A 13,421-nucleotide genomic window follows, 5' to 3' on the forward strand; every position below is an offset into this window, starting at 1 on the left:
CTATTAACTAGTATAAAACAACATAGCAGGCAATATACTAGGACAAACAGAAAGATAGTTTTCGATTTAATGTAAGCGCTAACAGAACTGCTGTCAGGTTTTCCGAGTCCCTGAATTCTATGAAGGAAATCTTCAGGAAAGGAGAATACGAGAATGAAAGACAAGGCGGAAATCGAGAACCAGTTTCCGGCAGGTACGGCTCAAAACGGACGTCTTCCAGCCAGATCGACGAAAAAAACGTCCTCTCCGTTAACTTGGTATATTTTTCTGATTCCCAGTTTCCTAGGTATCTTGTTGTTTATGATCTATCCAATCTTTGAATCTTTGCGGCTAAGCTTTTATCAGTCAAACGGAACGATCGAACACTTTATCGGTTTGGAAAACTTTAAAACGGTTTTGACATCAGGCCCTTTTTGGAACGCTGTTGGAAATACATTCTTTATCGGTATTTTTCAAATTGTCATTACGATACCACTCGGCTTTATCTTTGCTTCTTTGATTAATTCCACTCCTAGAGGAAAAAACTTTTTCAAAGTCATTTACTTTCTTCCTAATGTCACTTCCATTGTAGCTGCAGCCATGATCTTTGCATTTGTACTCCATCCAGAAATGGGGATTGTCAATTACTTACTTGATATCGTCGGATTTCCGACACCCGGCTGGCTTTCGGATCCATCGACATCGAAGTGGGCTGTTATTTTATTGGCGGTCTGGCATTGGATCGGGTTTGTCATCATCATTTGTCTTGCCAATCTGCAGGCAATTTCACCGGAAATGTATGAAGCGGCCCGGATTGACGGCGCCAGTGGTTTACAGCAGTGGTTGTTTATTACCGTTCCGAACATGGGAGGAACATTTGCCTTCTTATTGATAACCGGTTGGATCGGAGCCTTACAACGATTTAATGAAGTCTATGTGCTTGGCGGACCGAACGGCAGTCCGGCGCGTTCCATCCAAACCATGGGCGCATTTATTTATGAACGAGGGTTTACTGGATTTGAGTTTGGCATAGCCTCGGCAGCCACCTATATTATGTTCATGATTATCCTGGTGTTCACCTTTATCAATCTTAAGCTTTCCAATATGAAAATTTAGCAAGAAAGGGGTGAGTGAAGTGACACGTACGCTTTCCAATAAGCAAGCTGAACGTATGTCTGGCGCCTTCAAATTCATCGTTTTACTGTTTTTCGGACTATTATTGATGGCTCCGTTCATTTGGATGGTAAGTGTCGGTTTTGACCGAACGGCAAATATCAGCATGCCTTTTCCTCCCCGTCTGATACCAGAAGAGCCTTCCGGTTTCAATTATGGCATTGTTTTTGAAAATGGACGATTGATCCAGTCCTATATCAATTCAGCCATTGTAACAGTAAGCTCGGTGCTGCTTGGAGTATCCGCATCCCTGTTTGCCGGTTACGCTTTTTCTAAAGGCAGGTTCAAAGGCAAGAAACTTCTATTTATTCTTGTATTGTGTACACTGATGATCCCGATGGAACCTCGATTGATACCGTTGTACAAATTGTTCAACTCAGTCGATTTGCTGAACACGTTTTGGCCGTTGATTTTACCTACCGTCATCAATGGCATGTTGATTTTTCTTTGCAAGCAGTTTTTTGACCAACTCCCGGATACCTTAAGGGAAGCAGCGCAAATCGATGGGGCAGGCGAATTCAAAATTTTCTTCCGGGTATATTTGCCTCTGGCCGGACCCATTGCAGCAACCATGGTTATCCTGGCCTTTATCTGGAGCTGGAACGATTTCATGTGGCCGCTCGTCGTTCTCAATAATCAAGAACTGCATACAGTCCCTCTTTATCTGGCAAGCTTCTCGCTGGAAAATGGCACAAGTCTCGGTGGATTGACGATGGCACTGGCAACCGTCAGTATTTTGCCAATCATCATCCTGTATTTGTTCCTGCAGCGATACATTATCCAGAGCATTGCTTTAAGTGGAGTTAAAGGCGAGTGAGTGACAGCATCGTGTTGGCCGTCCCTTTTGTTTCTAAAAAAGTCGAGGAGGATAAAGCATGGAGAAAAAATGTTTTTCCAAAGTGAATGTACTGTTGGCTGCAGTGTTGGTGCTGGCAGGTCTGCTTGCCGGCTGCAGCAAGTCAGGAGCAGGGTCGGGAAAGGCTGATGGGGAATGGGCTGGACAAAAGATCAATGTTCAATTAATTGGCGACTTTGCGATGGAGACGAAAACGGATCCGGTAACAGGTGAGTCTGTCAAAGGGGTGGAAGTGCTGAAAGAGGAATTTGAAAAGCAGCATCCAGGAGCCACAGTTGAATTTACATTAATGCCTTGGGAAGGATATACCGAAAAAACACAGGCCATGATTACGTCGGGAGATGCGGATGTTTATCAAATGCCGGGAACCGTCGATTTTGCTCCCCAGGGAGTACTGGAACCCCTTCAGCCGTACATTGACAAAGATGAAGAGTTCGATTTAGACATTTTCATCGAAAATCAGGTCGAAGGCTGGAAAGCGTTGGGACCGGATGATGATGAACTGCAAATATATGGCCTGCCATTTCTCGGAGATGCCCGTTTTATAGCTTATGACAAGCAGTTATTTGATGAGTGGGGCGTAGAATACTTGTCAGACCATCCAACGATGGAAGAAGTAGCGGAAAAAGCAAAACAAATGACTGGAAAAAACCCGGTAACCGGAGAACAAAACTATGGGATTTGGTTCAGGGGCGATTGGTCATCAGCATTTACGCTGATTGATCTTGCAGAAGGGCAAAATGGTTCATGGGGCTCCGGTTTTGCCTGGGATGAGATCGAATTCAACTTTGACTCACCAGAAATGGTCAACGGGTTGAATTGGCTGCTTGATATGCAGGAGCTCGCTCCTGAAGGACTGGTGAGCAATCAAGGGAATGAGAAATGGCTGACAGAAGAAAACAATATCGCCATCATGCTCAATCAAGGACCGGGAGATACGGTTAAACCAGCCTACGCACAAGGGTTGGAGGATAGGATCGGTATAGCCCAAGAGTTCAAAAATGACGAAGGAGTCGGTGGATTGTTTGCCGGGAGTCCGATAACGATTGCCAAGGACAGTGAAAACAAAGACTTGGCTTGGGAGTGGGTCAAGTTCGCTACAAGTGAATTTACCCAACAGTACATTTTTGAAGAAATGGGGCTGGTTCCATCGATCAAGTCGGCAATGGAATGGGATAGCGTAAAGGATACCGAATTGATGCAGCCAGTGTTTGAAGCGATGCGTACACCGTGGACACCGCGTTATCCTTGGGGGTCTGCACAGCCGCGTTTTATCCTTACTTCTGAAGTGGAAGCGGCGCTTACAGGGGAAAGAAGCGCAGAAGAAGCATTGACCAAGGCACAAAAAGAGAGTACGGAGTGGCTGGATAACAGGTAACCAAAAAAATCTTAGCAGGAAGTAAGGTGAGAATCCTTCTTCCTGCTAAGTGGCATTTGTCGGGAGGGAATGAGAAGTGGAAGCAGGACTATTAGCTAAGGTTTGTATTTGGATAAACCGGTTCGCTTATCTCAATTTGTTGTGGCTGGTATTCTGTCTGGCCGGATTATTGCTGGTAGGAATTTTTCCTGCCACCGCTGCTATGTTTGCCGTTCAGCGGAAGTGGATTAGCGGCAGGACGGAAATACCTGTCTTCCATACCTTTTTTTCAACGTATAGGATGCTGTTTTGGAAGGCCAATCAACTTGGATTCCTTCTCCTGTTATTTGGCAGCTTGCTTTTTATTAATTTCCGTCTGGTTACGAACTGGGTTGGTGTGCTTACCGAGCTGTTTCAATTGCTCCTTCTGTTGCTTAGCTTTTTATACTTGCTGGTTTGGCTGTATCTTTTTCCGGTATTGGTTCATTTTGAGGGAACAGGCTTTGATACTGTAAAAAATGCATTGTTCACTGCAGTATCGTCTCCTTTTCTGACTGTTTTAGCGATCATAGGAGTTGTTTTGCTTTACTGGTTTAGTACGATCTTACCCGGAATCTTACCCGTGCTTGGGTGCAGTAGTATCAGTTTTATCCTGTCCGTTTTTGCCCAACGTGTGTTTAGTAATATCGAGGCTAAGGCCTCTTGATTTAACATGGAGAGTGAGGGAACGGCAATCGAACCTATAATAAATAAGGAACGGCACTATTGGTTGAAAATGATGCGAAAGGTCGCTGATCCGGTACTTTCTGCTTTAGAGGACCACCAATTAAAAGCTGCCATGCCAGTGGAAATGAAATCGAAAACCAATCGTGAAGCGTTTTCTGCCCTGGAAGCGATAGCTCGGCTATTGAATGGAATGGCCCCTTGGCTGGAGAAGAAACAAGAGGATTCAGAGGAGGAAAAAATCCGTCAGCGATATAGTGCTTTAGCACGGAAGGCGATTGACGCGGGTACCGATCCAACGTCACCCGATTATATGAATTTCACGGAGGGATTTCAACCAATTGTGGATGCAGCTTTTCTGGCCCATGCCATTATCAGGGCACCACAGCAGCTTTGGGAATCGCTTGACAGTCGGGTTAAGGCAAATGTGGTGACGGCTTTACGAGCTACTCGGGATCGAAAACCCTATTTTTCAAACTGGCTGTTGTTTTCTGCTATGATTGAGACTGCTTTATTTCAACTAGGCGAACTGGATTGGGATCCTATGCGGATTGATTATGCTTTAAAACAAACAGAACAATGGTATGCAGGGGATGGAATGTATAAGGATGGCCCGTATTTTCACTATGACTATTATAATAGCTTTGTCATTCAGCCTATGTTGTTTGATATAGTGGAAACAATCGGGGGGCAATATCAGGAATGGCAGGACCAATACCCGAAAGTCTTGCGCAGGGTACAAAGATACGCAGAAATTCAGGAACGTTTGATAGCTGCCGATGGAACCTTTCCTCCAGTAGGAAGGTCACTTGCTTACCGAACCGGCGTTTTTCATAGTCTTGCCCAGCTTTCGCTTCATGAGAAGCTTCCTGATTCTCTCGAGCCAGCTCAGGTTCGGACCGGTTTAACGGCCGTCATAAAGCGGATTTTTGAAATGCCAGGCAGCTTTAGCGAGGATGGCTGGCTTACCATCGGTCTTAGCGGCCATCAACCGAGTATAGGTGAAGGGTACATATCGACCGGCAGCACGTATTTATGTACAGCAGTCTTTTTACCGCTTGGTTTGTCTGCTGATGCACCGTTTTGGCAGGATCCGCCGCAGGACTGGACTGCCAAAAAGGTGTGGTCGGGGAAGGCGTTTCCAATCGATCGTGCGCTTCAAGATTAATCGGAAAGGAGATACCGGATGGAAAAAGGACTATTCATCATGCGCTTGGAACCGTTTGACTATGTTTATCCTCCCGCAGTCAGGGAGGAAATCAGTCAATTCATTGATATTTTAGCCCCTCCGATGGCGGCAGAAACGGCCAGGTTGCATCCAGAACTGTTAAGACAGGCAGATGTGATTTTTTCCGGTTGGAGTGGACCAAGGCTGGATGAATCCTTTTTGGAGACAGCCGAAAAATTAAAGGTCTTTTTTTATGCAGCCGGCTCTGTTAAACCGATTGTGACTGATGCGGTTTGGAAGCGGAAGGTCAAAGTCACCAGTGCCATTGGTGCGAATGCGATCCCTGTCGTTGAATTTACCCTATCACAGGTGTTGTTCTGCCTGAAAAACGGCTGGCAGTTCGTCCGGCAAGTCAAGCGGGAGAGACAGTTTCCGGAAAAACCATTTCCGATAGCAGGATCTTTCCAAAGCACGGTGGGATTGATTTCCCTGAGTACAGTCGGTCGGGGTGTTGCCGAGCAGTTAAAACGGTTTGATGTCGAGGTGCTTGCTTACGACCCTTTCGTGAACAAAAAGGAAGCTGAAAAACTTGGCGTCACGTTGTGTTCATTAAAACAAATTTTTCAGCAATCAGATGTTGTTTCCTTGCATGCTCCTTTACTGGATGACACGCGAGGGATGATTACAGGGGAGCATTTTGCAATAATGAAACAGCATGCCAGTTTCATCAATACTGCGCGGGGTGCTATCATAAGGGAACCAGAAATGGTCCGCGTATTAACGGAACGAACGGATATTACCGCGGTCCTGGATGTCACTGATCCGGAACCGCCAGCAGTTGGTTCACCATTGTATCAAATGGAAAACGTCGTGCTTACGCCGCATTTGGCCGGAAGCGAAGGGGCGGAGTGCGGAAGAATGGGAATGTATATGTTGGAAGAGTTGAAGAGGTATGTGGCTGGAGAAACGTTGAAATGGCAAGTGAATCCAGAAAACCTACACTTTCGGGCTTGATCGAAATAATGGATAAGAGGAATTGGGAGGGCGTACAGGTGTGAATATCACCTCTGAGAATATAGTCAATATACCAGAACAACCAATACTTGAAGGGGTGCTTCTGCTGCATGACTCCATATTCGGGGATGCAGATAAGCTAGCTGGAAAAATTAAAAAAAGGCAGTATCTGCTATTTACGCTAGCTTTTGATCTTGGTACGGTAATCGGTTATAAAATAGGCTACCCGGTGGATGAGAAAAAATTTTACAGCTGGTTAGGGGGAGTGAGCACGGATTACCGAAACATGGGGATTGCTTCCGCTTTGATGCAACATCAGCACGTGTATTTACGCGAAAAGGGGTATGACAGGGTACAAACGAAAACAATGAATCGTTGGCGTTCCATGCTGCTATTGAATATTAAGACAGGCTTTGATATTACTGACACGTACCTTGATAAAAAAGGGGAATTGAAAATCGTTTTAGAAAAGGAGTTAAGCTAGAAGTTACGTAAAAACTTCTTTTTCTAAATAGAAAAGTTATGAAGCAGCCGGAAAAACAAAGCAAGCAAAGAGCTGGGACAAAAGCATCGTGACCAAAATGAAAAGCGTTCTACCCTATGAAAAGTGCAACTTTCCACTCCGGCAAAGTACTACGCTTTCCGCGGGAACGCGTAGATCTTGCCGTAGCGATTTGAAGCATGCATCAAACAACAGGATAAAAGGAAGTCTAACCTTACAAAAAAACCGAGCGAATTCTATCAGCATTAAGAATTCGCTCGGTTTTTGCTTTGGTCGCCATGATTTTGTCCCGGCCTCTTTTATTTTTGGATGAAAAAAACTTTTCTGAACAGCGGGAATACGAGATAGCCAAGTAGGATGCCGGTGGTATTCAAGATTACATCATCGATGTCCATACTTCCGCGGTGGGTGATATGCTGAAAGAACTCGATGAAGGTGATGGAAGCTATAGCGATGCCTGCTAGGTTCGTAAGTTTGGCTTCCTCTCTTTTACAGCGATAGTAAATGCCAAAAGGGATAAACAGGCCGATATTGGCAGCGAGATTGTAAAAAGCAATGAGTGGGCGCGTCTCCCCATCCAAGTAAAACGTAATCGTTTTGAAGGGAATAACATTGACATGGTCGTAGACTTGGCCACCCGGACGGAAAAACAAAAGAATAAGCAAGAAAATACTATAACCTATTATGGTTACATTCAACGAATTCATTGGAATCTTGATCTGCTGCTTGAATAACAAGCTGTTAATAAAAAGGAAAGCAAAACTGTAGCAGATCCAGACGACTATTAACACTAGTGGATGCAGATATTCAGTAAGGGGCATCAAAATCGGCAAAATCAAAACAAACAGAATTTGCGCCATCAATATACTGAAAACAACCCTTTTTTTCACTCTATTATCACCATCTTTCCTATCAAGTTTACCATCGAATGAATGTAGTAGTAACTTCGAAAATAAAAGAGATAGCTGATTACATTAATGTACTATTTACAATATTGTGTGGCATACACTATAATGAAGTCAGGAGTTGATCGTATGAGCGAAGTGGATGAATTGGTCGACAAACTGCTGCAGGAATTGCGTCGCGGAACGATTACAATAGGGGTTCTCAGCCAGTTGGATGAACCACAATATGGCTATTCGCTTGTAAGCATACTTAGTGAAAAAGGTATGCCCGTAGAACCAGGAACGTTGTATCCGTTGTTGAGAAGATTGGAAAAACAAGGGTTGTTGGAGAGCAAGTGGGACACCAATGAGGGGCGGCCACGTAAATATTATTTGGTAAGCAGGAAGGGAAAAGAAGTCTTTGCCCAGTTGAAAAACGAGTGGAAAAGCATTGTCGGCAATATGGAAGGATTATTCAGAGAAAATGGTTGAGCGCTATATATATGCGGTCACACAACGTCTTCCGCAGGGGCAGCGGCAAGACATTGCAGAAGAATTACGAGGCTTGATCGAGGATATGCTGGACGAAGGGAACGATGGCCGGCCGGTAGAGAATTCGAATATAGAAAGGGTATTAATAGAATTAGGGAGCCCATCAGAATTAGCGGAAAAGTACCGTGGAACCAGCCACTTTTTAGTAGGACCAGACCTGTTTCCAGCCTATTTATCGGTAATGAAATTGGTTTTCATCATCGCTGTCTCAGCCATGGGGATCATTTTTGCAGTCGAAACTATCCTGACACCCCTTAGTATTCTAAGCCATTTTGTCGACTTTCTTATTTCCCTTTTTGTTACCGCCACACAAGCGTTTGCCTGGATTACTGCTGGTTTCGCTGCTGCTCAATATTTTGGTATGACACCTTTTGGATTGCCAGGGGTGTATAATAGGGGAAAATGGAACCCGTCCGAACTCCCGCCTGTTCCTGACGAGAAAAAACGAATAAAACGCGGCGATGTCCTAACAGGAATTATTTTTTCCATCCTACTATTGGTGGTAATGCGGTTTTCTAATCACTTGTTCGGAATCCTCTTATTCGAGGACCATCACTTGGAAGCAACAATTCCTTTTTTGAACGAAGAAAAACTGGATGAGGTAATGCCGCTTATTTACCTAATGGTAGCAATTGGTATTGTAAAAGAGATCACAAAATTAATGGCTGGAAAGTGGACCAAGAATCTGGCAGTCACTAATCTAGTGATAAATGGTGCAATCTTTTTACTGGCGATGCTTATACTGAGAGATCAGGCGATCTTAAATCCGGATTTTGTCCAACAGCTCACCGATAGCTGGGAAATCGGTAAACAGCAGGAAGAATATATGATCATAAAAACAGTCTGGAATCAATCGTACAACCTGGCTCTTGCTGCTTTTGTTCTAACCCTGTTGATAGACACGATGACTGGATTTTATAAAGCTTTGAGGAAGTAAAGAGTATTGACTTGAATTGCCTTGAATTGCCTTTTCGGCAAGTGGTCTTTTTGGTAGAAGCGATTCCACTTGCCAGAAAGGCAATCTAGTATTCGCTGACATTTCCCCTCTGGACATTGGCTACTTGGAGCGTTTAAGAACGCCCAAATATTCCTGCCATGGTCCTACATCAGTGCGGTAGCGTTCTGCCATCACCCGGACGATTTGCGAAATGTGGGTAAAGTCATGAACTACCCAGGTTGAAAGCAGTTCGCGAAGTTTCACTTCACCAAAAGCTGGATGGATGCCGATCCATTCAAACTGTTTATCAGAAACAATAAGCTGTTGAATAAGAGAGATGTTTTCGCCTCTCAGTGTTTTAAATTCCTCCAACTTTTGATCAACCGTTTTTTCTTCCGATTGATTCAAGTGGACAAACCGATCAAAGGGAGGAAAGGAGGTATCTTCTCCCTGGTCTAAAATAGTTTTGATTCGCGGCACCCAGTTTGTTTTTTCCGCTTCGATAAGGTGGCCGATTACTTCATCAGCATTCCAAGTTCCTTGGCCTTCATTACAGTGAAGCCAGCCGTTTGATAATCCTGTCAAAAAGGCTCCTAGGGTGTGCGGTGTTCGTTCGAGAATTTCGATTGACTCGTTTAACCGAAAATTCATTTTCCTGCTCCTCTCCAAATCAAGTCACTTATTTTATGCTTCCGGTTCTTTGTTTCATTCGGCAAATTACCGGTATATCCTTCTGTAATAAGCTGTTTTCTCATTGGATAAGTTTGTTAAAGAGGTAGTGGAAAGGATGATACGGAAGAAATTGGCGGAGGCGCAGGATGGAAAAGGACATCGGTGGTGTTAGTAGTGTAATACAAGCCAGGAAGATTTTATTAAGTCTAATCGAAAGGAGTCGATCATGGAATATAAAATCACGGAAAAAACAGGTTACACTCCCAAAATCGGGCATCTTGTTTCGATGATGGAGTATGCAAGAAAGACGACCCTCGATGCTGTTAGAGGCCTTTCGATAGAACAGCTGGATTACTTGCCAACGGAAAAAAGCAACAGTATTGGCGCCTTGTTATTACATATGGCAGCAGTCGAAATCGGCTTTCAAATAGAGATATTTGATGGCAGAAGCCCAAATGATAAGGAAACGGCCGAATGGGGAGCCGCTTATAGTCTCGGGGATCAAGGTAGAGCTGAAATTCATGGAAATCCTCTTGATTTTTATCTTGATAAGCTTGCTAAAGTTCGTCAAAGAACCTTGTCAGAATTCCGGCAGCGAAATGATGTATGGCTTTATGGGTATACAATGGGATGGTCAGCCGTCTAATCACTTTTTTATCTGGTTCCATGTAATGGAGGATGAAATTAATCACCGGGGGCAGATACGAATTCAGAGGAAATTGATCGAATAATTACTAAATCATCCTGTTCAAGCCAAAATGGCGAAGCAGAATGCGAAAACGCTCCTTGATCGTTTTTTATCAGCAGTCCTTGTTCCTAAGGGTGAGAATATCGTCGTGTATACCAAGAGGCCGGGAAAAAAGCATGGCCACCATAGCAAAAAAACCGAGGGAATTCTAAATGCCAATCAAATTCGTTCGGTTTTTCGTTGTTGTATAGGAAATGATAATTTTAACTGTCTGTGGATCATTATTGGCTGAACCAGCCACGTCCAGCTCCAGCACCTACCCCCTCGAGGTCTTATTCCCACCCTCTGTGTGGCAAAAAGCGCCACGCCGAGGCTGTTCTTAAGCTTGTCGGAGGCCCAAACGATGTGGGTCATGCAGGCGTTGCTGCAGGACGTGGCGGCTCTAGCCTGTACTCCTTTAAACAGGCGCTTGCGCTTTTGTCTTATATTCTCTTTTTATCCTGTTGTTTGATGCGTGCTTCGAATCGCTACGGCAAGATGCTACGCGTGCCCGCGGAAAGCGAAGTACTTGCCGGAATGGAAAGTTGCACTTTTCATAGGGGAGAAGGGATTGCTTTTTTCCAATCAAAAAAACCAAACGAATGGTGGAATCGTTCGGATTTTATTGGTGGCACGATGCTTTTGTCCCAGGCTCTTTTGAACAGGTAAGGATTGTTCCTTATCATGCTATAATAAAATAGAGAAACAGAATCGTGATCCAACTAGATTAGGAGTTTTTAATATGAAAAAAATTGCTGCTTCAGGATTTGCGGCAGCCGTCCTTCTCTATGCTGTCATGCATTATGTTACCTTTTTGGTTCCTTCTCATGCAGGGGAATGGATATTGTCTGTGGCAGGAATTGCAGCTGTCCTTTTTGCTGCTTTGATTTTACCGCTGCGCTCGTTTACGGTTCCATTGTTTTTGTTGGCAGCGGCAACGTCGATTCAACTAGCGTCAGGCGGTTCTTTTCTTTCCTTTCTTCTGGAAGGCATCATTCAGATGCGCAGCCTGATTGTTTTATTGCTGATTGTTCCGGTCATAGGCTGGATCCTGCGTGAGGAACCTTACATTGACAGTATGATGAACGCTGCCCACCATTTTCTGAATACTAGCAGAAAGTTTTATTTTGGAATCATGTTGATCAATCAGCTTATTGCCTATTTTCTGCTGTTTGGCTGTATCCCGATGATGTATCAATTTATCCATGCATTCCTTCGCGACAAAACGGGGGAAGCTTGGGAATACTTCAAGGGTACTGCCTTGTTGCGTTCCTTTGCGTTGACGACACTTTGGGTTGTCAGCATTCCGAGCTTTGCATTTGCTGTCGATCATTTGGACGCTTCTTTGGGTTGGACGATCGCCCAGGGGCTGATGATTTCTCTTGCAGGGATTGGTCTGGCTGTCTGGTTCGCTTCAAGAAAAGAAAAGCAGTATGGAATAAACTATACAGCAGGAATCAAATCAGAGATTGATAGATTGGTAAAATCAAAAGGACAAGACAACCATACAAAACAGCATGTACTGGAATTCGCCATCCTGTTTGTCTCTTTGTTCACGACTATTTTCCTTCTTCACATCACAATGGGGTGGGGATTATTAATGGTCATTCCGCCGGTCATTATTGTATGGACTTGTGGTTATTTTATCCTTAAAAAACGAACAGGAAGACTTATGAACCAGGCGAGGCAATATTTTGGGCATGATATGAAACATAAATCCCAGCAATTTAGTCTCTTGCTAGCTGCCGGGATGCTGATCTATGCAGTCAACCAGTCAGGTATAGGAAATTACTTGGTAGAAGGGTTGTTTTATTTGGAGGACATTGTTCCATTTTTGAATTTCCTGGTCATTCTGCCATTCACTACAATTATTCTCGGCTTTTTGGGCTTGGGCCCTTTGACGGTCATCGTACTGGTTGCTGGGATCCTCCAGCATGTGGATATGCCATATCCGCCGGAACTGGTAGTGTTGTCCATGACCTCTGGAAGCGTAATTTCAGTTTTGTTGTCTCCAGTTATCCTGCCTATCATCATTTTGAGTGCCACGAATGGATTGAGCATCCTGAAGAATGGTTTCCGCTTCAACCTGGGGTATGCCGTTGTTTTTTATTTCATGGTTCAATTATACATTCAGTTTATGTGGTATGTTGTCTATTAAAGGGATACATGGTTGCTTTTCCATAAAGAACTTGGACTTCGCCTAAAATAATAGAGGGAGGTAGTTGCTCTTTCCTGAACACAAAGTTCTTACACGCCCAGCGAAAAACCATAACAAACAATAAAGGGTGCTAAACGTGCGTTATGAAAAAAATCCACATAAATAGAAGGAGTGATAAGATGAAAAAACTGCAGCAAGATGCCGAATCCTTCCAGAAAGAAATGGGCTGGGAAATAAGGAAAGAAAGCTATGAAGTTAGCAGAGAAGATTTGTTGAATAATTACATGCTGTTGACAACAGAAGTAGCAGAGGTGGCGGAAGAATTTCGAAAGGCTTTTAACCTTACATATAAGGCGGTTCAGGAAGGAGAAGCCAAACAACAAGCATTTGAGAAGGCGAAGGCTGTTGTAAAGGAAGACGTTGGAAAGGAACTCGCAGATTGTATTGCCTACATAACCAAAATGGCTAATTACTTTGAAATTGATCTTGAGGATAGTTTTTATTCGAAGATGGAAGAAGTAAAACACCGAAAGAATAAGGATGTTTAGAAAAAACAGAAAAGCAACCCGGCATTTCTCTTTGGAAACCGGAGAATTCGCATTGATAAAGGGCAAAACGTAGTCTATCACTTAGATAATCGGATAATAGGTGCTCGGGAGGACTGCCCAAAACGTCATAATCGGTGACTGAGGGTCAGTCCCTTTTTTTTATTGTATAGG

General features: G+C 43.9%; 15 protein-coding genes. 13 read left to right on the forward strand and 2 right to left on the reverse strand.

Annotated elements, in window-relative coordinates; all coding sequences use genetic code 11:
* Positions 1-153 precede the first annotated feature (153 nt).
* The 7 genes from ERJ70_RS06735 to ERJ70_RS06765 all read left to right on the forward strand — a co-directional run bounded on the left by ERJ70_RS06735 (position 154) and on the right by ERJ70_RS06765 (position 6,754).
* Complete coding sequence (locus ERJ70_RS06735) at positions 154-1,095, forward strand: carbohydrate ABC transporter permease (protein ID WP_209368105.1); 942 nt, start codon at positions 154-156, stop codon at positions 1,093-1,095.
* A 55-nt stretch (positions 1,096-1,150) separates the two neighbouring features.
* Positions 1,151-1,969 (forward strand): carbohydrate ABC transporter permease, encoded by an 819-nt coding sequence (locus ERJ70_RS06740; RefSeq protein WP_209369178.1) that lies wholly within the window; start codon positions 1,151-1,153, stop codon positions 1,967-1,969.
* A 58-nt stretch (positions 1,970-2,027) separates the two neighbouring features.
* The gene (locus ERJ70_RS06745) at positions 2,028-3,386 is read left to right on the forward strand and encodes an extracellular solute-binding protein (protein ID WP_209368106.1); all 1,359 of its coding nucleotides are present in this window, start codon (positions 2,028-2,030) and stop codon (positions 3,384-3,386) included.
* A 76-nt stretch (positions 3,387-3,462) separates the two neighbouring features.
* Entirely contained in the window at positions 3,463-4,071 is a 609-nt protein-coding gene (locus tag ERJ70_RS06750; RefSeq protein WP_209368107.1) for a YesL family protein, read from the forward strand.
* A gap of 39 nt (positions 4,072-4,110) precedes the next feature.
* The gene (locus tag ERJ70_RS06755; RefSeq protein WP_209369180.1) at positions 4,111-5,256 is read left to right on the forward strand and encodes a DUF2264 domain-containing protein; all 1,146 of its coding nucleotides are present in this window, start codon (positions 4,111-4,113) and stop codon (positions 5,254-5,256) included.
* Between the two features lie 18 nt (positions 5,257-5,274).
* Positions 5,275-6,270 (forward strand): hydroxyacid dehydrogenase, encoded by a 996-nt coding sequence (locus ERJ70_RS06760; protein ID WP_209368108.1) that lies wholly within the window; start codon positions 5,275-5,277, stop codon positions 6,268-6,270.
* Between the two features lie 40 nt (positions 6,271-6,310).
* On the forward strand, positions 6,311-6,754 hold the full coding sequence (locus ERJ70_RS06765; protein ID WP_245208140.1) for a GNAT family N-acetyltransferase: 444 nt from the start codon (positions 6,311-6,313) through the stop codon (positions 6,752-6,754).
* 317 nt (positions 6,755-7,071) lie between these two features.
* Here the strand turns inward: ERJ70_RS06765 and ERJ70_RS06770 are convergent, their stop codons facing one another.
* Complete coding sequence (locus ERJ70_RS06770; RefSeq protein WP_245208141.1) at positions 7,072-7,662, reverse strand: VanZ family protein; 591 nt, start codon at positions 7,660-7,662, stop codon at positions 7,072-7,074.
* Between the two features lie 144 nt (positions 7,663-7,806).
* On the opposite strand from ERJ70_RS06770, the gene ERJ70_RS06775 reads away from it, so the two are divergent.
* Together ERJ70_RS06775 and ERJ70_RS06780 are read left to right on the forward strand one after the other, a co-directional pair.
* The gene (locus ERJ70_RS06775; protein WP_209368109.1) at positions 7,807-8,148 is read left to right on the forward strand and encodes a PadR family transcriptional regulator; all 342 of its coding nucleotides are present in this window, start codon (positions 7,807-7,809) and stop codon (positions 8,146-8,148) included.
* On the forward strand, positions 8,141-9,145 hold the full coding sequence (locus ERJ70_RS06780; RefSeq protein WP_209368110.1) for an HAAS signaling domain-containing protein: 1,005 nt from the start codon (positions 8,141-8,143) through the stop codon (positions 9,143-9,145). Before ERJ70_RS06775 ends, ERJ70_RS06780 begins: the two co-directional genes overlap by 8 nt.
* A 120-nt stretch (positions 9,146-9,265) precedes the next feature.
* Here the strand turns inward: ERJ70_RS06780 and ERJ70_RS06785 are convergent, their stop codons facing one another.
* Positions 9,266-9,796 carry a DinB family protein gene (locus ERJ70_RS06785; protein ID WP_209368111.1) on the reverse strand — a complete coding sequence of 177 codons (531 nt, stop codon included), beginning with the start codon at positions 9,794-9,796 and terminating at the stop codon, positions 9,266-9,268.
* Between the two features lie 247 nt (positions 9,797-10,043).
* Here ERJ70_RS06785 and ERJ70_RS06790 point away from each other — a divergent pair, with 247 nt between their 5' ends.
* From ERJ70_RS06790 to ERJ70_RS06805, 4 genes are all read left to right on the forward strand, one after another.
* Positions 10,044-10,463, forward strand: coding sequence for a DinB family protein (locus tag ERJ70_RS06790; RefSeq protein ID WP_374099768.1), 420 nt, complete (start codon positions 10,044-10,046; stop codon positions 10,461-10,463).
* A 447-nt stretch (positions 10,464-10,910) separates the two neighbouring features.
* Entirely contained in the window at positions 10,911-11,213 is a 303-nt protein-coding gene (locus tag ERJ70_RS06795; RefSeq protein ID WP_209368112.1) for a hypothetical protein, read from the forward strand.
* 73 nt (positions 11,214-11,286) lie between these two features.
* Complete coding sequence (locus ERJ70_RS06800; RefSeq protein WP_209368114.1) at positions 11,287-12,702, forward strand: hypothetical protein; 1,416 nt, start codon at positions 11,287-11,289, stop codon at positions 12,700-12,702.
* A gap of 179 nt (positions 12,703-12,881) precedes the next feature.
* Positions 12,882-13,250 carry a MazG nucleotide pyrophosphohydrolase domain-containing protein gene (locus ERJ70_RS06805; protein WP_209368116.1) on the forward strand — a complete coding sequence of 123 codons (369 nt, stop codon included), beginning with the start codon at positions 12,882-12,884 and terminating at the stop codon, positions 13,248-13,250.
* The last annotated feature ends 171 nt before the right edge of the window (positions 13,251-13,421 follow it).

The organism is Sediminibacillus dalangtanensis (assembly GCF_017792025.1).
GTDB lineage: Bacteria > Bacillota > Bacilli > Bacillales > Amphibacillaceae > Sediminibacillus > Sediminibacillus dalangtanensis.